The 18,725-nt window shown below is 52.6% G+C and carries 21 protein-coding genes; 17 read left to right on the top strand and 4 right to left on the bottom strand.

The window, feature by feature from the left end; translation table 11 throughout:
- Positions 1–44 precede the first annotated feature (44 nt).
- The 11 genes from ACPAOP_RS14855 to ACPAOP_RS14805 all read left to right on the top strand — a co-directional run bounded on the left by ACPAOP_RS14855 (position 45) and on the right by ACPAOP_RS14805 (position 9,062).
- Positions 45–1,169: an MlaE family ABC transporter permease gene (locus tag ACPAOP_RS14855; RefSeq protein WP_423708530.1), complete on the top strand. Its 1,125-nt coding sequence runs from the start codon at positions 45–47 to the stop codon at positions 1,167–1,169.
- Positions 1,169–1,951 (top strand): ABC transporter ATP-binding protein, encoded by a 783-nt coding sequence (locus ACPAOP_RS14850; protein ID WP_423708529.1) that lies wholly within the window; start codon positions 1,169–1,171, stop codon positions 1,949–1,951. Before ACPAOP_RS14855 ends, ACPAOP_RS14850 begins: the two co-directional genes overlap by 1 nt.
- A 7-nt stretch (positions 1,952–1,958) precedes the next feature.
- The gene (locus tag ACPAOP_RS14845; protein WP_423708528.1) at positions 1,959–2,897 is read left to right on the top strand and encodes an MlaD family protein; all 939 of its coding nucleotides are present in this window, start codon (positions 1,959–1,961) and stop codon (positions 2,895–2,897) included.
- A 31-nt stretch (positions 2,898–2,928) separates the two neighbouring features.
- Positions 2,929–3,543: an ABC-type transport auxiliary lipoprotein family protein gene (locus ACPAOP_RS14840; protein WP_423708527.1), complete on the top strand. Its 615-nt coding sequence runs from the start codon at positions 2,929–2,931 to the stop codon at positions 3,541–3,543.
- Between the two features lie 7 nt (positions 3,544–3,550).
- Positions 3,551–4,723: a VanZ family protein gene (locus ACPAOP_RS14835; RefSeq protein ID WP_423680624.1), complete on the top strand. Its 1,173-nt coding sequence runs from the start codon at positions 3,551–3,553 to the stop codon at positions 4,721–4,723.
- A gap of 99 nt (positions 4,724–4,822) precedes the next feature.
- A complete protein-coding gene (locus ACPAOP_RS14830; protein ID WP_423680623.1) occupies positions 4,823–5,149 on the top strand; it encodes a (2Fe-2S) ferredoxin domain-containing protein in 327 nt (108 codons plus the stop codon).
- 9 nt (positions 5,150–5,158) lie between these two features.
- A complete protein-coding gene (locus ACPAOP_RS14825; protein WP_423708526.1) occupies positions 5,159–5,806 on the top strand; it encodes an alpha/beta hydrolase in 648 nt (215 codons plus the stop codon).
- 41 nt (positions 5,807–5,847) lie between these two features.
- Entirely contained in the window at positions 5,848–6,996 is a 1,149-nt protein-coding gene (locus ACPAOP_RS14820) for a D-alanyl-D-alanine carboxypeptidase family protein (RefSeq protein ID WP_423680621.1), read from the top strand.
- A 243-nt stretch (positions 6,997–7,239) separates the two neighbouring features.
- Positions 7,240–8,085 (top strand): D-amino acid aminotransferase, encoded by an 846-nt coding sequence (locus ACPAOP_RS14815; protein WP_423680620.1) that lies wholly within the window; start codon positions 7,240–7,242, stop codon positions 8,083–8,085.
- An 83-nt stretch (positions 8,086–8,168) separates the two neighbouring features.
- A complete protein-coding gene (locus ACPAOP_RS14810; RefSeq protein ID WP_212677600.1) occupies positions 8,169–8,450 on the top strand; it encodes a DUF493 family protein in 282 nt (93 codons plus the stop codon).
- Between the two features lie 204 nt (positions 8,451–8,654).
- Entirely contained in the window at positions 8,655–9,062 is a 408-nt protein-coding gene (locus ACPAOP_RS14805; protein WP_423708525.1) for a hypothetical protein, read from the top strand.
- Positions 9,063–9,183: 121 nt separating this feature from the next.
- Here the strand turns inward: ACPAOP_RS14805 and ACPAOP_RS14800 are convergent, their stop codons facing one another.
- The gene (locus ACPAOP_RS14800; protein WP_423680619.1) at positions 9,184–10,074 is read right to left on the bottom strand and encodes a transcriptional regulator GcvA; all 891 of its coding nucleotides are present in this window, start codon (positions 10,072–10,074) and stop codon (positions 9,184–9,186) included.
- Between the two features lie 188 nt (positions 10,075–10,262).
- On the opposite strand from ACPAOP_RS14800, the gene ACPAOP_RS14795 reads away from it, so the two are divergent.
- The 4 genes from ACPAOP_RS14795 (at position 10,263) to infA (ending at position 13,264) form a co-directional block, all read left to right on the top strand.
- Positions 10,263–10,586, top strand: a complete 324-nt coding sequence (locus ACPAOP_RS14795; RefSeq protein ID WP_423708524.1) for a DUF2917 domain-containing protein — start codon at positions 10,263–10,265, stop codon at positions 10,584–10,586.
- Positions 10,587–10,779: 193 nt separating this feature from the next.
- A complete protein-coding gene (lipB, locus tag ACPAOP_RS14790; protein ID WP_423708523.1) occupies positions 10,780–11,448 on the top strand; it encodes a lipoyl(octanoyl) transferase LipB in 669 nt (222 codons plus the stop codon).
- Between the two features lie 32 nt (positions 11,449–11,480).
- The gene (gene lipA, locus ACPAOP_RS14785; RefSeq protein WP_423680614.1) at positions 11,481–12,473 is read left to right on the top strand and encodes a lipoyl synthase; all 993 of its coding nucleotides are present in this window, start codon (positions 11,481–11,483) and stop codon (positions 12,471–12,473) included.
- Positions 12,474–13,000: 527 nt separating this feature from the next.
- Positions 13,001–13,264 (top strand): translation initiation factor IF-1, encoded by a 264-nt coding sequence (gene infA, locus ACPAOP_RS14780; protein WP_423680613.1) that lies wholly within the window; start codon positions 13,001–13,003, stop codon positions 13,262–13,264.
- 129 nt (positions 13,265–13,393) lie between these two features.
- Here the strand turns inward: infA and mdcG are convergent, their stop codons facing one another.
- The 3 genes from mdcG to ACPAOP_RS14765 form a co-directional block, all read right to left on the bottom strand.
- The gene (mdcG, locus tag ACPAOP_RS14775) at positions 13,394–14,077 is read right to left on the bottom strand and encodes a malonate decarboxylase holo-[acyl-carrier-protein] synthase (protein WP_423708522.1); all 684 of its coding nucleotides are present in this window, start codon (positions 14,075–14,077) and stop codon (positions 13,394–13,396) included.
- Positions 14,078–14,089: 12 nt separating this feature from the next.
- Positions 14,090–15,616, bottom strand: a complete 1,527-nt coding sequence (locus ACPAOP_RS14770; protein ID WP_423708521.1) for a biotin-independent malonate decarboxylase subunit beta — start codon at positions 15,614–15,616, stop codon at positions 14,090–14,092.
- A gap of 74 nt (positions 15,617–15,690) precedes the next feature.
- Positions 15,691–16,971 (bottom strand): HD-GYP domain-containing protein, encoded by a 1,281-nt coding sequence (locus tag ACPAOP_RS14765; protein WP_423680610.1) that lies wholly within the window; start codon positions 16,969–16,971, stop codon positions 15,691–15,693.
- A gap of 188 nt (positions 16,972–17,159) precedes the next feature.
- Between ACPAOP_RS14765 and ACPAOP_RS14760 the strand changes: the two genes are divergently transcribed.
- Positions 17,160–17,498 (top strand): ArsR/SmtB family transcription factor, encoded by a 339-nt coding sequence (locus ACPAOP_RS14760; RefSeq protein ID WP_423680608.1) that lies wholly within the window; start codon positions 17,160–17,162, stop codon positions 17,496–17,498.
- Between the two features lie 47 nt (positions 17,499–17,545).
- Positions 17,546–18,655 (top strand): 6-phosphofructokinase, encoded by a 1,110-nt coding sequence (locus ACPAOP_RS14755; protein ID WP_423708520.1) that lies wholly within the window; start codon positions 17,546–17,548, stop codon positions 18,653–18,655.
- Positions 18,656–18,725: the final 70 nt, after the last annotated feature.

Here is an 18,725-nt window from a genome sequence, read left to right as displayed (position 1 = left end):
TTGCTTCATTGCAGCAAAACAGTTATCTCGTTTACACTGACGACATGCCCTCAGTTAGCCCTCCCACTCTGACCGTCCATCATGCAGATCAGACCACGATCCGCGTGGCAGGCGCATGGCTGGTGCATGCCTTATCCGAAGGCCGACGCCTGCATGATTTGCAGGCCGAAATGGGCCACCTGGCCCAGCGCGACGATATTCATTGGGATTTAAGCCAGATCAGTGCGCTCGATCACGTCGGTGCGCAAATATTGTGGCGCGCCTGGGGCAAGAAAAAGCCGCGACACCTGATCCTGCAACCGGTACATGAAGGTCTGTTTCAGCGCGTGGCGGAAGCCGGTCAGGTCAATTTAGTCGAAGCAAAACGTCCGCGCTTTTACAGCATCATGCAACTGGGCGACATCGTGCTCGGCTTCTTTGAGCATTTGTACGGCTTCAGCATCCTGCTCGGTCAACTGATGATCGATCTGGCCGGTTTTCTACGCCATCCGCTGCGAGGCCCGTGGAAAGAATTATCCGCCAACCTGTATCGCATGGGCGCGCAGGCGCTGGGCATTACCGCGCTGGTCGGCATCCTGATCGGGATCGTGCTTTCTTATCTTTCAGCACAACAATTACTGACGTTTGGCGGTGATTTATTTATCGTCAATATACTCGGTATGAGCATCATCCGCGAACTCGGTCCCTTGCTGGCCGCAATTCTGGTTGCCGGTCGCTCGGGCTCAGCCATCACGGCGCAGCTCGGTGTGATGCGGGTCACCGAAGAGCTCGATGCGATGCTGGTGATGGGCATACCGCATGGTTCGCGCCTGATCCTGCCCAAGGTGCTGGCACTCGCGATTGCCATGCCACTGCTGGTGATCTGGACCGATGTGATGGCACTGATAGGCGGCATGATTTCAGCGCAAGCGCTACTCGGTATGAGTCCGGAATTTTTTGTCTTTAAATTACCGGATGCGGTGCCGCTGCTGAATTACTGGATAGGTCTGGGTAAAGGTGTTGCCTTTGGTATTCTGATCGCACTGATTGCCTGCCATTATGGTTTGCGCATCAAACCGAATACGGAAAGCCTGGGCCACGGCACCACCAATTCTGTGGTGATTGCGATTACCGTCGTGATCATTGCCGATGCGATTTTTGCGATTATTTTCAGTAAAGTGGGCTATTGATGACGACCGATAACGTGATCGAAATTCAGGGCTTACGCACGCAGTTCGGGCGTGCCGTCGTTCACGATAATCTGGAATTATCGGTCAGGCGCGGTGAGATTTTGTCTATCGTTGGCGGCTCCGGTACCGGTAAAACCGTGCTCGTGCGCCAGATGCTGGGGCTGGAAACGCCGCGTCGCGGCAGCATCAAAGTCTTCGGTGAAGACATCCAGGTGTCCGACAGCCGTCATCTTGATTATCTGCGCAAACGTTCGGGTATGTTGTTCCAGCATGGCGCTTTGTATTCGGCGCTGAGCGTGTTCGATAATATCGCCCAGCCGATGCGCGAACTCAGAAAATTGCCGGAATCGCTGATCACCGATCTGGTGTATCTGAAATTGCAGATGGTGAATATCGCCTTTGAACATGCACCGAAAATGCCGGCAGATTTATCCGGCGGCATGATCAAACGGATCGCGCTTGCTCGCGCTTTAGCACTCGACCCTGAATTATTGTTCCTTGACGAGCCGACCGCTGGACTTGATCCGGATCGTTCCGACAGTTTCGTCGAACTGATACAGTCACTTCACCGGCAACTCTGCCTGACAGTCATCATGGTCACGCATGATCTCGACAGCCTGTTTGCACTGTCGAATCGTATTGCGGTGCTGGCTGAAAAAAAAGTCATCGTCGTCGGCACACCGCAGGAAGTCGTCCGCTTCCAGCATCCGTTCATCAGCAGCTTCTTCCTCGGTGGTCGTGGCAAGCGCGCCATGGAAGTGCTGACACCTGCCTCACAATAGGAAAGCCATGGAAAACCGATCGCACGCCTTAATCGCCGGATTCTTCACCATCGCCTTATTGATCCTCGCTATTTTTATCGCGATCTGGCTGGGACGCGACAAAATTCAGCGCACGCCGTATGAGATCGTGACCAAATCAGCGGTCTCCGGCCTCAACCTGCAAGCGGCAGTCCGCTACAAAGGGATTAAAGTCGGCAATGTGACCGATATCGATTTTGATGACAAAAATCCGGGACAATTGATACTGCGCCTGGAAGTGATTCCGGATACGCCGGTCACCAGCGCCACCTTCGCCACCCTCGCCTATCAGGGTGTGACCGGGATTGCATTTGTGCAGCTCGATGAAGACAAAACAGCGGGCACTTCTGTCCCGTTAGTGCCGGACGGTACGACGCAACGGATTCCGCTGCGTCCCGGTGTGATGCAGAATCTGGAAGAGCGCGGACTGGCGATCATGAAACAAACAGAAGAACTCACGCGTCGTATCAATAGCCTGCTTGATCCGAAAAATCGTCAGACCATGATCAGCGCCGTCGAAAATATCAACAAAGCGGCTGAAGCGTGGCAGGCATTGCCAAATAAACTCAACCCGAGCCTGGATAAGTTGCCCGGTCTGATCGATCAGACCCAAAATACGCTCAACACCGTCGGTGTCTTATCCAAAGATGCATCACGCTTCACCAATAATCTGAACCAACTCAGTACACAATTACAGGCGGTCGATGGTCCTGTCGCACGCTTTAATCTGGCGATAGACCAGCTGACAAACGGTGTCGCCGTGGAAACGCTGCCGCGTATTCAGAGTCTGACCGGCGAAGCCCGCAGCAGTATGCGCTCCCTGAATCGCGCAACGGAAAATCTGAACGACAGGCCACAAAGTATCCTGTTCGGCAATCCGCCAGCAGCGCCCGGCCCGGGCGAAGCCGGTTTTGTCGCGCCCAAATAAAGACACAGAGAAGACTATCTGAGGACATCGTATGCAACGACTCTACCGCATTACTCACTACCGTTTTCTGCCGCTGATGATATTCAGTATCAGTCTGTTGAGCGCCTGCAGCAGCACGGCTCCGGCACAACGCCAGCAATACGATTTCGGCCCGTTCAATACGGTCTCGCTGCCGAATACAAAAATGCAAATTGCGCTCGCCGAAATTCAGGTACCGGCAGCGCTCGACAGCAATGCCATGCTGTACCGCTTGCAATACGACAACGCACAGCAGTTAAAGCCGTATGCGCAGGCGCGCTGGAGTATGCCGCCCGCACAGTTAGTCGCGCAAAGAATCAAGCTGGTGCTGAACTCGCGCGGCGCTGTCGTCACCAACACCGCTGACAGCGCGGGAAGTTTGCCGGTCTTACGCCTGGAACTCGATGAATTTTCTCAGGTATTCACCACGCCAAGCACCAGCCATGCACACATTTATGCGCGCGGCATTGTTGTGAAAGGACGCAACATCATCGGCACGCGGAATTTCCTTCTGCAGGTACCGGCTGCCAGCCCGGATGCTGCCAGTGGTGCAAAGGCTATGCAGACAGCGGTCGACAATATGATCAGCGACATGCAGCAATGGCTTACCAGCTTAGCCCTGAATTAACGCCGCCATGAGTGAGCCCCTGCCGGCCAGCCGCGATGCGTCGCCAGACACAGGTGCGGCCAGTCACTTACATAGTTCCCCTTTTGCACGGGTATGCCTGCTCGCCTATACCGTACTGATTCTGTACGCGAGCTGGTATCCGTTCACCGGCTGGCAGGCAAATAATTTGTCGGCATTGCCTGACGTGATACGGCAGTGGCCACGTTACTGGACCAAATTTGATGCCGGTATCAATATTGTTGGTTATATCCCATTCGGAACCCTGATCGTCTTTGCGCTGTACCCGCTGGTGAATCGCTGGTGGGCGGCGCTGATTGCCTGTTTTGGCGGCGCGCTGATTTCTGCGGTGGCCGAGCTGGTGCAATATTTTCTGCCGAGCCGGGTCACGTCTCTGCTCGATTTTCTGACCAATACCAGCGGCGCGGTGCTGGGCGCGATCTTAGGTGCGCTGCTGACGCCGCTGATACTGGAAAAAGGACGCCTGCAATTATTGCGCAAACAATGGACGTATCAGGATTCGAGCTGGGAAATCGTCTTGCTGGGTTTATGGCCAATGGCACAGCTGTATCCGCAGGCCTATCTGTTCGGGCTGGGACAATTGTTTCCCATCCTGTCGCAACAACTCAGCGATTTGTTTGACATGGATATCGACATAGGTGCATTTGTTCTGCAAGGCATGGAATTCAGTGCCGATGAATATCTGCTGGCGGAAACTTTCATCACTGCCAGCGGTTGTACCGGCGCGATACTGATTTGCCTGAGCATATTCAATCGTCACGCGCCGAAATTCCCGCTGGGTATGCTGCTGCTGAGTATGACACTGATCGCCAAAACACTCGCCAGCGCTTTGCTGTTCAAGCCCGAATATGCGTATGCGTGGATGACGCCCGGCGCGATCGGCGGCTTACTGATCAGCGCCATCATGTTGTACGGTTTTTCATTCGCGCCGGTGCGGGCCCAGAAGCGACTGGCATTTTTACTGCTGCTGATTTCGCTCGTGGTGCTGAATCTGTTACCGGACAATCCCTACTTCGCCGCAACCATGCAAACCTGGGTGCAGGGGAAATTTTTGAACTTTAACGGTGCTGCGCAATTCTTATCGCTGTGCTGGCCGTGGATGGCCTTGTGGACTTTGTTACGAAAGCCGAAACCGGCTGCTGCGCAAGTTGCAGTATCATAGCGGCTTACCGGCAATGCGACCCACGCGCTCATCCGGCAAGCATTTACCGATGTCGTTCCGGGGTCACAGCCACTGTCTGAAATGAATAAAGTCCTCATCATGTCTGAACCTCTCTATTTTCAAAAACATGTGTTTTTCTGCATGAATCAGCGCGACGATGGTCGGCCGTGCTGTACCGATCACGGCGCACAAGCAGCGCAGGAACACGCCAAACGCCGCATCAAACAGATGGACATGAACGGTCAGGGCAAAATCCGCATCAACAAAGCCGGCTGCCTGGATCGCTGCGATGAAGGGCCAGTGATGGTGGTCTATCCGCAAGGCACCTGGTACACCTTCGTCGATCAGACAGATATTGATGAAATCATAGACGTGGATCTGATCGGCGGTGGCATCGTCAAACGCCTGCAATTACCGAACACCTGATTTATCCGCATGAACGCTCAAACTGAACATTTTCTGATTCCCGGCGCCGTCGGCTCTTTGCAATGTGCGCTCGATTTACCTGATCCTGAAGTGTTTGCGGCGCCTGTCGGTCTGGCACTGGTCGCGCATCCGCATCCGCTGTACGGCGGTACGATGGATAACAAAGTCGCGCAAACGCTGGCGCGTACCTTCACTGGCTTGGGCTATGCCGCCGTGCGTATGAATTTCCGCGGCGTCGGCCAGTCTGCCGGAACCCATGATGCAGGCATCGGAGAAACCGATGACATGGCATTGTTACTGGCACACATGCGCACACGTTATCCTGCATTACCATTAGCGCTGGCGGGATTTTCTTTCGGTACTTTCGTACAAGCCTGTCTGCAACAAAGGCTGATACAGGCGGGTACGCCCGCCGAACGTCTGGTGTTAGTCGGTGCCGCCGCCGGTAAATGGGCGATGCCTGAGATTCCGGCAAACACCATCCTGATTCACGGCGAGCAGGACGACACGATACCGCTGTCGGCCGTGCTCGACTGGCTGCGCCCGCAAGATATTCCGGTCACTGTGATTCCCGGTGCCGATCATTTTTTCCATCGTCGCCTGCACCATATCAAACAGCTGGTTACCAGCATGTGGGATAAGCCTGCCGGTTGCTGATATCTTTTTGCTTTTATTTTTGTTTTTTTAAGTCTCATCCAATGAAAAAATTCCTTGCTACTATTGCCGCCTCACTGCTGACGATGTCCGTGGCGATGGCACAAACACTGCCCGCACCGACAGTTGCTGCAAAATCCTGGATACTGGTGGATGCCACCAGTAATCAGGTCATCGCCGCTCAGGACGCTGATTTGCGCATAGAACCGGCGTCACTGACGAAAATCATGACCGCCTATCTGGTGTTCTCTGCGCTCAAAGAGAAAAAGCTCGATCTGAATCAGACTGTGAATGTTTCCACTCGTGCCTGGAAGGTCGATGCCAGCAGCTCGAAGATGTTCATCGAGCCGAACAAGCCAGTCACCATTAATGAATTGCTGTACGGACTGATCGTGCAATCCGGTAACGACGCAGCGGTTGCACTGGCGGAAGCCGTCGCGGGTAGCGAAGAAGCCTTCGTCGTACAGATGAACCGCGAAGCTGAACGCATAGGCATGAAATCCAGCCACTACGGTAACCCGCATGGTTTGCCCAGCCCTGAAAACTATGCGACTGCGCGCGATCTTTCCACTTTAGCGGCACGTCTGATCAGCGATTTTCCTGAGTATTACAAAACCTATTACAGCACCAAGAGTTACACCTACAACAAAATCACCCAGCCGAATCGCAACCGTTTATTGTGGCTGGACCCAACCGTCGATGGCATGAAAACCGGCCATACCGAAGCAGCGGGCTATTGCCTGATCTCTTCGGCGAATCGTCCGAATGGCACAGGTCAGCGCCGCCTGATTTCCGTTGTCACCGGCACCGCCAGCGATCAGGTGCGGGCACAGGAAAGCCTGAAATTGCTGAACTGGGGCTTCCTGAATTTCGATACGGTCAAACTGTATGCCAAAGGTCAGGCCATCGATACGCCGGTGATCTGGAAAGGTTCGCAGGCACAGATCAAGATCGGTTTCGACCGCGACCTGTACGTGACGCTGCCAAAAGGCTCGGCAGCTAAACTGAAGCCAGCGCTGGAACGCAAAGATCCACTGGTGGCACCGATTGCCCAGAACAGCAAGGTCGGCACCGTGAAAATGATGCTCGATGGTAAAGCGATTGCTGAATTCCCGGTACTCGCTTTAGAAAAAGTTGATCAGGCCAGCATCTTTGGCCGCGCCTGGGATTCAGTGCGCCTGATGTTCAAATAAACCGGATCAGGCCAACGCGGGCATCGTTCATCATGCCCTGTCGAAAGCCACATTCGCCAGCCACGTTTGCCAGCCCGGCTTGCGTGGCTTTTTTACTTCTGCAGCCTCGCCGCTTGCGTTGCCAGTCCGACAAATACAGCGGCTGACAGATAACCCTCAGGCATCCTTGTATGCGATATTTGCATAATCTGTCGGCACAATTTGTGTAAGAATGAATTTTTTCCTCTCACTGGCACTGTCATCATGAATGATCCTCTGGTTTATCTGAACGGCGTAATGACGCCCCTCTCCGAAGCTAAAATTTCCGTACTCGACCGCGGCTTTATTTTCGGCGATGGCATTTACGAAGTCATTCCCGTCTATGGTCGCAAAATGTTCCGCGCTGACCAGCATCTGGCGCGCCTGTTCCGCAGCCTCGATGCGATCGGCATCAAAAATCCGCACAGCAAGGAAGAATGGCTGGCACTGATCGCCAAGGTCATGGATGCGCATGACGCCGATGATCAGATGGTGTATCTGCAGATTACACGCGGTGTTGCCAAGCGCGCCCACGCCTATCCGAAAGATGTGACACCGACCGTGTTCATCATGACTAATCCTATCGTGATGCCATCAGCAGAAGCACGCGAACACGGCGTCGCCTGTGTTTCGATGGAAGACCTGCGCTGGCTGCACTGCGAGATCAAATCGATTTCTTTGCTCGGCAATGTTTTTGCGGCGCAGAATGCTGCTGAACATGGCGTCACAGAAACCATACAATTCCGTAACGGTTATCTGACCGAAGCCTCGTCGGCGAATGTCTGGATCGTCAAAGACGGCGTGCTGATGGGACCACCGAAAGACAATCAGATTCTGGAAGGCATACGTTATGCGCTGATCGAAGAAATCTGCGCCGCCAACAATATTCCGTTCCAGGCTCGCCGTATCACGCGTGAAGAAGTATTCGCGGCAGACGAAGTCATGTTGTCGTCCGCTACTAAAGAAGTGCTTGCCGTGGTCAAACTTGACGATCAGACTATTGGAAATGGCCAGCCCGGCCCCATCTACAACAAACTGTATGCTGCATACCAATTAGCCAAAGCAGCCTGAGCGTAGCGTATTTCCATTTCTGCATGAATCCGGAATACCGACATACGCAGCGCCTGCCGGCACTATGAAGAAATGGAACGACCATGGAAATGAGACCTATCCCGCCAGAAGAAAGCCTGATCGAATATCCGAGTGATTTTCCGATCAAGATCATGGGCGCGATGCACGACGCCTTTGCACAGACCATGGTGGAAGTCGTCACGCTGCACGACCCGACGTTTCACGCCGGTAAAATGGATATGCGCCCTTCCAGTAAAGGCACGTATCTGTCATTAACCGTCACGGTCCGCGCGACCAGCCGCGAACAGCTCGACAATCTGTACCGCGAGCTCTCAGGTCATCCTATGGTCAAGGTCGTGCTGTAAGCTGTTTTTCGCATCAAACATACTCCCCGGAGTATATTTAAAGCCCTTTATTTCTGCGGACATAAAGGGCTTTTTAATTAAAAACAGGGGGAGTATGTACTTATAACTGACTTCCGCGTCTGCCGGACAATAGTCTCTTGCGAGGTAACAACGAATGAAGCATACTGAGATAAAAATTATCACTTAACTAATACAGGGCCGGATATGTGGATATTGCCGCTGTTAATAATCGCTGTTCCAGTTGCTGTCCTGATATTAAAAACTGGCTCAAAACAAGGCTGGCGCTGGCGTATTTTTGGAGCAATAGCCGGTTTGACGATTGTGCCGATCAGCTATGGAATGAATATAGCCGCGTACCATATTCCTGTCTTTTCGATTGGTATGCCAATGGAAATTATCGGGATGCTGTTATTGATATTTCATGAAGCGCCTGGTTATCAGTTAGGAATATGGCTTGGACTTTATAGCGGCAATGAAGTGATCAGCCAAGGGATGCCTTATTACTATTCACTGCAGTTGAGTGCCATTTTCTGGTTCCTGATATACGGAGGTGCAGGTTACCTCTTCGATATAAAGCGATCAGGACATAAATCAAGGCTGATACCGGCATAAGATGAAAATTCGACACCGGTCAGAAAACAAGCTTTTTATACTCCCCGGAGTATATTTTAAAGCCCTTTATTTCTGAGGACATAAAGGGCTTTTTCATTAAAACGAGGGGGAGTATCCGAAATCAGGTTCTGGCGGAGCGTACTTCTGCCAGCAGCCATTCTCTGAACGCCCTCACCTGCGGCTTATCCATCGCGCTGGCCGGATATACGAGGTAATACGACACCGGGCAAGGAATACTGATGTCGAACAAGCGCCTGAGCAGACCGGACTGGATATCTGACTCAACGATCGCATGCCTGCCGAGCGCAATTCCCTGTCCATCGACCGCCGCTCTGGCGAGCATAGATGAATCCTGAAAAATCAGACCGCCACTGGGCTCATCGGCATCGAGACCGGCCGCGCGAAACCAGGGTTGCCAGGGTTCCTCTTCACAACGCAACAAATGTGCACCCACCAGCTCGGCCGGCGTCTGCGGCACTTTATCGGCCGGATACGTAGGACTGATAACCGGATAATATTCATCGCCCATCAGTAATTCACTGACCAGCCCGGGATAATGACCGAGACCAAAACGAATCGCGATATCGACCTGTTCACGGTTGAAATCGGTCAGCGATGAACTCGATTGCAGACTGACTTCAAGATCTGGATGATGTTCGATGAAACGCCCCAGCCGCGGCGATAACCAGCGCGCCGCAAATGAAGGCAGTGAAGTAATCCCGAGTCGTTTTTGCTTGTTACGGTCACGCAGCAGATCGGCCGCCTCCGCCAGATCTTGCAGGGAACGCCGTATCGCGCTGGCAAAACGCTCGCCATCCGGCGTGATACGGATGCGCTTGCCATGTCTGACGAACAACGCCACGCCGAGCTCTTCTTCCAGCGACCTGACCTGATGGCTGATCGCGCCATGCGTCAGATGGATCTCATCGGCAGCACGCGAGAAATTTTCATGGCGGGACGCCGCTTCAAACGCACGCAAAGCAGCAAGATTGGGCAGGCGACGAAAATCCATTTGCGTAATATCTCGTATTTCGATAACGCATATTACTGTGAATTTAATTAGCAAGAAAAGACAAAATTACTCATTTTGTTTCTGTATTACCAAAGACTACAATTCCGACATCGTAATGCAGTATGTGTCTTTCAGAGAGATAAATCGCTGCACAGGCAATTAATGCAAATATGGCAAGGAGTCTGGAAATGACAATTAATTTCACAAATCTATCATTCACGGTCGCTGCTGGCAGCACCGTTTCGGGACAAAGCGAACAGGCACAGACATTCACCGTCACAAGTGGCCGGGTCTGGCTGACGATCGCCGGGGAAGATGAAGATTTCTGGCTGAGCGCGGGCGAATCTGTGACGGTGCCAGCACACCGTCTGGTCGTGATAGAAGCCGATCAGCAGAATAGCAGCGTCGCCTCCGTGGCAGCAATCCAGCCACAACAAGCGCCAGCAAAAAATGCAAGCTTCCCGTTCCAATGGCAAAAACTGACACAAAAAATCAGCCACGTCTTCGCCTGATCAAGGTCGCCATTGTTCAAGCATAAAGATCACCGGGAAATCCGCGTGATCTTTATTTTTTTGGGGAACACATTAACTTGCCCAAACGCGCCCGCCGGGATGCCGCAGCATGCCAGGCCACTCACTGAATTGCACCGCTGCAGTCCACGCTAAAAGCAGAATTCAACCCGCAGCAATGTTACACTAACGTTCTATGCAAGCAGCTCAGCCCACTTCCCTCTCCCCTCGCGTCATCCATCGCGGCGTCGAGTCTTATCAGCTCACTTTTGACGCGATGCGTGCATTCACCGATGCACGTGATGCGCAGACACCGGATGAATTCTGGATCGTTGAACATCCTCCCGTCTTCACACTCGGTCTCGGCGCAGATCAGTCGCATGTACTGGCAGCGCATGATATTCCGGTGGTGCAGACCGATCGCGGCGGCGAAGTCACCTTTCACGGCCCGGGACAGGTCGTGATTTATCTGATGATGGATCTGCGCCGCAGCCATCCGAAAGCGCGCTTGTTTGCGCGTGAATTTGTGCACCGGATAGAGCAGGCAGTGATAGACACACTGGCAGCGTATAATCTCGTCGGCGAACGCAAAGCCGGCGCGCCGGGAATTTATGTTTCCGACGGCCAGTACAAAGACGCGAAGATCGCCGCACTGGGACTTAAAGTGCGCGGCAATGGCTGCACTTACCATGGTGTTTCACTGAATGTAGCTATGGATCTGACACCATTTTCATGGATCAATCCCTGCGGCTATGCGGGGCTGGCCACGGTGGATATGAAGACGCTGGGAGTCAGCGTTCCACTCGCTGAGGTACAAACTGCACTCGCACAACATTTGCAGCATCTTTTGACTGTTACTCAATAAACGTTTTCTGATTTTCTGAACTGATCCGTATCATGACAACCGACAACACACCCGCATCTCCAGATACCACGACTGCTGCTTACGATCCGACTGAAAAACAGAAAGGTGCGAGTAAAACTGCACGTATCCCGATCAAGATTGTGCCGATGGAACGCTTGCCCAAGCCTGACTGGATACGTGTTAAAGCCGGCTCGCCAACGACCCGCTTCTATGAAATCAAAGACATCCTGCGCGCCAACAAGCTCGTCACTGTCTGCGAAGAAGCATCCTGCCCGAACATCGGCGAATGCTTCGGTAAAGGTACGGCAACGTTCATGATCATGGGCGACAAATGCACACGCCGCTGCCCGTTCTGCGATGTCGGTCATGGCCGCCCGGATCCGCTCGACGTCAATGAACCATTGAATCTGGCGAAAACTATTGCCGATCTCAAACTCAGTTATGTCGTCATCACCTCGGTGGACCGTGATGATCTGCGCGACGGCGGCGCTGCCCATTTTGCTGAATGCATTACAAAAATCCGCGAACTATCACCATCCACACGTATCGAGATCCTGACACCGGATTTCCGTGGCCGCATGGATCGCGCACTGGAAATTCTGAACATGGCTCCGCCTGACGTCATGAACCATAATCTGGAAACCGCACCACGCCTCTACAAAGAAGCCCGCCCCGGTTCAGATTACGAATATTCACTGAGCTTACTCAAGCGTTTCAAAGAACAACATCCGGACACACCGACCAAATCAGGCATTATGGTGGGCCTCGGTGAAACCGATGAAGAAGTGCTGCAGGTCATGCGCGATATGCGAGCCCACAATGTCGATATGCTGACCATAGGCCAGTACCTTGCACCAAGCGGACATCATCTGCCGGTGCGCCGTTATGTGCATCCTGACGTCTTCAAAATGTATGAGGAAGAAGCCTACAAAATGGGCTTTGCCCACGCCGCCGTCGGCGCGATGGTGCGCTCCTCGTACCACGCAGATCAGCAGGCGCATGGCGTTGGTACAGATAAGAGTTAAAAATACTGCGGAGCTCATGGTGTCGGCGGACATGAATTTCCGGCACCAGTCATTTTACGTCCTTCAAAAATTTGCAACGCAAGCAATGTCGCCGACTGTGCGACTGACATCCAGACATCAACGAGACCTGTTTTTTTGTGTTACGCAGCATCATATGCTGTACTAACGAGTCAATCCATTCGCAGACAAAACGACGGCTATTGCTTAATCAGAGTATAATTTGCGATTAAAGTGAATTAATCTACTTATCAAACGATTATTCCGGCATCTGTTGTCCTCTTCCGTCCGCTGAGTAATTTTGCGTCAATTGATGGCTCTTGCCTGTGCTGATTTTCCGTGTATGTCATTACGCGACGACGTGAATGCCATATAAAAATACCATCAGCAAAACGATCTTTTTCTCTCTCATGCGGCGAATGTGCTGCACGAACAGTAAGTAAAATCACTTCCCGCAATGACGTTGCGGGACTATATCCACTGTCGCCACAGCAGCAGTGCCCAACAATCAACATGAATGTGAACCCACAATGGCAAAAGAAGAACTGTTAGAAATGAGCGGTCTGGTTGAAGAAGTTTTACCGGATTCCCGCTTCAGAGTGAATCTGGATAATGGACACCAACTGATCGCATACACCTCAGGCAAAATGCGTCAGCATCACATCCGCATTCTGGCGGGAGATAAAGTCACGCTGGAAATGTCGCCTTATGATCTAACTAAGGGTCGCATCACTTTCCGTCATATTGAAAAACACAGTGGTTCAGGTTCTGCGCAACCACGGCGCCGCGCTTAGTTCTTCGGCTGCGCAGCGGTATCCAGAGTCCGGACTGCTCCGGATGAGTAATTCATCTGCGGACGAGGAGTCCAATACTGATGCCACTCTGACTTTCACTCTGCCTGTCTTTTGTGCACTACAACGGCGCTAAGGTTCACGCAGACTTTCTGTCAGCAGATGTTTGGGAAGCAGCCGCGCCTGATACATGTCTTTGACAAGAACAAGCTGCTCCTGCACCGGCTCAGGTACCGAATCAGATAACAACCACTCTTTCCAGCTGACCGCCTGCCCGCGTGGAAAAATAACTTCGCCGTCCAGTGGCATCCGCTCACGATAGCGCTGCAATAAAGTCAGGCCAGCAACAAGATGTTCGTAGTCCTGTGGTCGAAACAGGACATCAATTCTGGCATTCGTATCGAGATAATTTAATCCCGTCAGAAACTGCAATGCAAGTGCACCGTATACGCGCAGACGCACGCCGGCAGCAGTGGCTTCCAGGTTCAGCTCCCGTAATGCCGGCTGCCAGTCAGCCGGTGCGACCGGAATCACAGTGCTCAACGCCAAGCTTGACTGATGCTCTATGATGTTCTCGACCCGGGTTCGGGCAAATAAGCGAGACTGACGCCCGTCTGCCTGAGAAAAATAAAAACCTATGCAGACTTCATCATCGCCAGCTTCTGCATCCCGGCGTAACACCACAGCTGGCCACTCCTCGCGTTGCCAGCGTTGTAAATCCTCGCTGTTCTGCTTTTCTCTGGAAAAAATCTCGCGCCATGCCTGATCAGATAACCACACCAGATCGTGACGCTGAAATTGTTCAATCTGATCCAATTCAATACTGCCTTAGTGTTTAATATCCGCGAATAATACGGCATCAACGACCTTTTGTGCCATGACACGCCCGCCTCTCGCTACTCCTAGCGACATCCGTACATCTTCGGCAGACAGATCTGCGAAAGCGGTGAACAGGCAGGATGCCAGATCCTGCCTCCATATATCTTTTATGCCGCCCATACGTTGATAGTTTTCCGGGCCGGGCGCAAACACCGGATGAGATTGTGCGAGCAGTACCAGCGTTTCCTCGGGAATCTTAATAATGCGTGCCATCGCCGACAAATCCATCACTCTGATGATTGATGATGGCAATGCATAACAGGCGTCAGCCATCATTCCGCTACTGACAAAACCGCCGGACAATGCCTGTCCGTAAACCAGAGCAAGGATCTTATGCCCGCGACACCGCGCTGATTCTATACATTTTCCGAGATGCGCCATATAGCGCTGGATACCCATCTTTTCATCCCTCTGCCGCAAACGCTGTCCCGTCGTATCGACCAGTAAAAAAATTGGTCGCCCTGGAAAATCGCGTATCGTCCGCAGCAGCAATTGCGCTTGTTTCAGCGCTGTTTCCACACCGATCTCGGTATGATTCGTCGTACCGATAATGCTGATGGTGGAGCCATGCATTTGCGCAGCGCCGGATAGCACCGCATTTTCTTCGGTGATGTCATATCCTTCCGGGAAAAGCTGTGCTGCCAGAGGCTGCCATTCCAGCGCAGGCTGTTCTGCTCTGCCAGTATCAGCAACGTCAGTATCGCTGCCCGATGCAGGAAATGTTGCCAAACGCTGCGTCAACATTGCATGTTCGGCTTCGAGTGCGTTTACGTCCGCAACAGACTGCGGCGAAAATGCCATTGCCTGCGCCGCAGCTACTTTGAATGCGGCCATCGTATCGGCCACCAGCATCTGACAATCACCACTCCGGTAGCGATGAAGGCCACCATTCACGCGCCATACCAATGCGCGATCGCTGGCGTCAAATTCAGCAACACCATGCACCGTTTCAATGACGCCGGGTCCGGATATACCCAGCCTTGCCTCTGCTGACATGATGAGCGTATCGGCACAATTGGCAATGATGCCCATGCCGCCAAAACAGCCATGCCTGCCGCCATTCAGTATGATGACTGGAATCCCAGCTGCACGCACAGCCATCAGGGCGCGCATCACCTCAGAGACTGCGATCAGGCCTGCATTGGCTTCGTGTAAACGCACCCCCCCCGACTCCGCCATAAGTATCACCGCTGCGGGCCGCTCTTGCAGCGCTTTGCGCAATAAGCCAACTAATTTGGCGCCGTGAACTTCCCCTATCGCACCACCCATGAAATTGCCATCCTGCGCGGCGGCAAACACTATTTTTCCGGACAGATAGCCATAACCAATAATGACACCGTCATCAAATGCGACCGGGGCATGGAGCAGTGGCAAATGCGGACTCCCCCATGCTGGCGATGCTGGCAACCATTCCTGAAAATGTTCGATGATGCCGTCAATACGTTGCCGGGCAGTCGCCTGCAGATAACTGATCATGTCCTTATCCGGATAAATTTGCCGTTCCTTGCACGATAAGAGCTATGGTCAATCAGCCTTACCGTGCAAATGAATCACGATGACTGGCCGGGATTTTTTTGCGTGTCGAAGAAATAAGTCATGCGCTTGCGCGGACTCAGATAGTCATACATTTCAGGTGCCAGCTGCGAAGGCTTCAGGCTCGCCTCAATCTCCAGCGCGGGCTCGTGAATCAGATCGAGAATAATCGCCTCCGATTTAGGTACACTGGGATCGTAAATCAGGACACTGGGGCGTAAAGGTTTTCCGGAATTGACGGAAACAACCATACCGAACGTACCGTCAGATAACCTGACGATCGTTCCGGGAGGATAGATACCCATGCTGCGAATAAAAATATTCAGAGCAGCCGGGTCAAACTGTTTGCGCATGTGACCAAACATATGTGCCATCGCCTCGTAAGGGCTCATAGAATCTGCTGGGTTAGGGCGATTACACAAATTATCGTAAGCATTCGTTATCGTTACGATACGCGCGAGCGGAGAAATTTTATCGCCAGGCAAAGCAGCAGGGTAACCACTGCCGTCCATGTATTCATGATGCTGATTGATAATGTCCACCACTTGTTTAGGCAAATGTAATTTTTCGGCGATTTGCTGGCCATAAAAAACATGCTGCCGGAATAAATTCTGCTCTGCGCGCGTGAGTTCGAATGTTTTGTGAATGATACGGTCAGGAATCTCGATTTTGCCGATATCGTGAAACAGGCATCCCATCCCCATCAGCTTGATATCATCGGCAGAAAAAGCGAGTTCTTTCGCCAGCATCATCGTCAGTACAGTCACATTCAGCGAATGGTAATACGCCTCCTCGCCAGCGATTTTGTCATTCATCAGATGGATAGCGATATCTTTATCGACGAGCAGTGACTCCAGCATCTGCTGTACCAGCTCGTCTGCTTGTCGAACGGATTCCTGCGGACGCGCAAATAGATTCCGGGTAATATTTTTTAGAGTGCCTGCTGCTTTCAGCAATTCTTTTTCGCACTGGGCAATGGCGTTACGCTCTTTCAGCAGTCGATCAATACGTTCGCGCTTTTCTTTGATTTTCTCGAGCTCTTGCGGGGTCGGCTGCGCTACTTCCACAACGGGTGCGTCGGCCGGTGGCGGAGGCAATGGACGGCGATCTGATTTTGACGGATTCACCCTGATCGTTTTTAATCCCAGCTGACGCAGTGCCTGAATTTCCTGCTCGTTTTTTATCTTAAAACTATTTAATGCAAACGAATGATCAAGCCAGGAAATATCGAGATGAACATACAAACCGACGCACAGCTGCTCGACGGGAACGTTCACGGTAATTGGTGTAGCACACATGTTGCAGATGAAAAGTAGGAATCGGACTATTTTAACAGTCTGTCGGAGGTGAGTGACCGCAGCACAATCTTGTTGTGGCGAAATATGCAAGCCACAACGCGCAGGAGCTGTCACACGGTTGTAACAGTGCCTGAGCCAGGCGCTGAAATGGTATTATTCATACTTTAGAAGCGGAGCTTGCTACTTTGATGGAAGGCTTGTCTGATCAGGCGCTGACGCAAGTCGCGCAGTATTTTTCGGCGTTGGCTGAGCCGACACGTTTGCGTATTCTGAATTGTCTGCGCGAGGGAGAACTGAACGTCGGCGAACTGGCAGAACGCTGCCAGTGCTCGCAGGCAAATGCGTCACGCCATTTATCGACGCTGGCAAAACACGGCCTGGTAGAGCGCCATAGCCGTGGCACAACAGCGCTCTACCGGATTGCCGATCAATCCGTCTACGACCTATGCGATCTGGTTTGCGGCAATGTCGCCAGACAACTTGATGCGCAAGCCGCATTGCTGGGATCAATCAGAGGCAAATCGTGACCTGAGCGGAATCTGATCCGCTTCATTGCTATCACTCAGAGGAATTCATGTCACATCCTATACGACGTATTGCCATCAGTACCGGTGGTGGCGACGCCCCGGGTTTAAATGCGGTCATACGCTCCGTCGTTTTCGCTGCAGCCAAACGTGGCTGGGAATGCTTCGGTATCCGCGAAGGTTTCAACGGCATATTGCGACCCGATCGCTATCCGGTGGATGGCATTACCAGACTGACGATGGCGCAGGTCGATCATATCGGTCATCTCGGCGGAACGATACTGGGAACGACGAATCACGGCAATCCTCTTAAGTTCGCCACCACCATGCCAGATGGCAGTGTGACGGAGACAGACCGCAGCAGCGAAATACACGCGGCACTGAAGGCGATGGATATCGACGCCTTGGTCTGCATCGGCGGCGACGGTACATTAACGATTGCCAATGTGCTGCACCAGCAAGGAATGCGTGTTGTCGGTATTCCTAAAACGATAGATAACGACCTCGACAAAACTTTTACCACGTTTGGCTTTGATACCGCCGTTGCCTTTGCGACCGAATGTACAGACAGGCTGCACAGTACTGCTGCCAGCCATCAGCGCATCATGGTGGTCGAAGTCATGGGACGCTATGCCGGCTGGATCGCATTACACACCGGCATTTCGGCAAATGCACATGCAATCCTGATCCCGGAAATTCCTTACGATATTGATCAACTGGCCGCCCATCTTTCTGCCAGAGACCGCGCAGGTCATCACTATTCCATCGTGATCGTAGCTGAAGGCGCCAGTCCGCTGGGTGGTGAGCGTGTGCTGCATGAAAAAGCCGGAGCAGGCTATGTGGAAAGACTTGGTGGCATAGGAGAAAACCTGGCGCAGGCATTACAGAAAAAGACCGGCAAAGAAGCGCGCGCCGTCGTGCTTGGCCATCTGTTACGCGGTGGCAGTCCGAGTGCCTTTGACCGCGTCTCAGCAATGCGCTTTGGTACCGCCGCAGTCAGGGCGTTAGATGAAGGCCATTCCGGCATCATGGTGGCACTGGCCTATCCGGACGTGAATTATGTCGCACTGGAAGACGTGGCGGGACGGATGAAAAGTGTGCCGCTCAATGGTGATATTGTGCAGACCGCGCGCGACCTGAATATCTGTCTCGGCGACTGATCGCTCAAGCCTCTGACGGCAGTGAATCAGATGTCATCCCGGCATGCTGACTCACTGTCCCCAAAAGTGA

Origin of the sequence: Undibacterium sp. WLX3042 (assembly GCF_049544825.1) — a bacterium.
Taxonomy (GTDB): domain Bacteria; phylum Pseudomonadota; class Gammaproteobacteria; order Burkholderiales; family Burkholderiaceae_D; genus Undibacterium.
Note: the sequence above shows the minus strand (reverse complement) of the source record. Positions and strands in the feature narration are given on the sequence as shown.

Bases quoted from the DNA above. Each gene is read 5' to 3' on its own strand.
- ACPAOP_RS14845 (WP_423708528.1), top strand. From the start codon at position 1,959: ATGGAAAACCGATCGCACGCCTTAATCGCCGGATTCTTCACCATCGCC.
- ACPAOP_RS14855 (WP_423708530.1), top strand. From the start codon at position 45: ATGCCCTCAGTTAGCCCTCCCACTCTGACCGTCCATCATGCAGATCAG.
- ACPAOP_RS14850 (WP_423708529.1), top strand. From the start codon at position 1,169: ATGACGACCGATAACGTGATCGAAATTCAGGGCTTACGCACGCAGTTC.
- ACPAOP_RS14760 (WP_423680608.1), top strand. From the start codon at position 17,160: ATGGAAGGCTTGTCTGATCAGGCGCTGACGCAAGTCGCGCAGTATTTT.
- ACPAOP_RS14820 (WP_423680621.1), top strand. From the start codon at position 5,848: ATGAAAAAATTCCTTGCTACTATTGCCGCCTCACTGCTGACGATGTCC.
- lipB (WP_423708523.1), top strand. From the start codon at position 10,780: ATGCAAGCAGCTCAGCCCACTTCCCTCTCCCCTCGCGTCATCCATCGC.
- ACPAOP_RS14805 (WP_423708525.1), top strand. From the start codon at position 8,655: ATGTGGATATTGCCGCTGTTAATAATCGCTGTTCCAGTTGCTGTCCTG.
- lipA (WP_423680614.1), top strand. From the start codon at position 11,481: ATGACAACCGACAACACACCCGCATCTCCAGATACCACGACTGCTGCT.
- ACPAOP_RS14825 (WP_423708526.1), top strand. From the start codon at position 5,159: ATGAACGCTCAAACTGAACATTTTCTGATTCCCGGCGCCGTCGGCTCT.
- ACPAOP_RS14830 (WP_423680623.1), top strand. From the start codon at position 4,823: ATGTCTGAACCTCTCTATTTTCAAAAACATGTGTTTTTCTGCATGAAT.
- ACPAOP_RS14755 (WP_423708520.1), top strand. From the start codon at position 17,546: ATGTCACATCCTATACGACGTATTGCCATCAGTACCGGTGGTGGCGAC.
- ACPAOP_RS14800 (WP_423680619.1), bottom strand. From the start codon at position 10,074: ATGGATTTTCGTCGCCTGCCCAATCTTGCTGCTTTGCGTGCGTTTGAA.
- ACPAOP_RS14810 (WP_212677600.1), top strand. From the start codon at position 8,169: ATGGAAATGAGACCTATCCCGCCAGAAGAAAGCCTGATCGAATATCCG.
- ACPAOP_RS14795 (WP_423708524.1), top strand. From the start codon at position 10,263: ATGACAATTAATTTCACAAATCTATCATTCACGGTCGCTGCTGGCAGC.
- ACPAOP_RS14770 (WP_423708521.1), bottom strand. From the start codon at position 15,616: ATGATCAGTTATCTGCAGGCGACTGCCCGGCAACGTATTGACGGCATC.
- ACPAOP_RS14840 (WP_423708527.1), top strand. From the start codon at position 2,929: ATGCAACGACTCTACCGCATTACTCACTACCGTTTTCTGCCGCTGATG.
- ACPAOP_RS14835 (WP_423680624.1), top strand. From the start codon at position 3,551: ATGAGTGAGCCCCTGCCGGCCAGCCGCGATGCGTCGCCAGACACAGGT.
- infA (WP_423680613.1), top strand. From the start codon at position 13,001: ATGGCAAAAGAAGAACTGTTAGAAATGAGCGGTCTGGTTGAAGAAGTT.
- ACPAOP_RS14815 (WP_423680620.1), top strand. From the start codon at position 7,240: ATGAATGATCCTCTGGTTTATCTGAACGGCGTAATGACGCCCCTCTCC.
- ACPAOP_RS14765 (WP_423680610.1), bottom strand. From the start codon at position 16,971: ATGTGTGCTACACCAATTACCGTGAACGTTCCCGTCGAGCAGCTGTGC.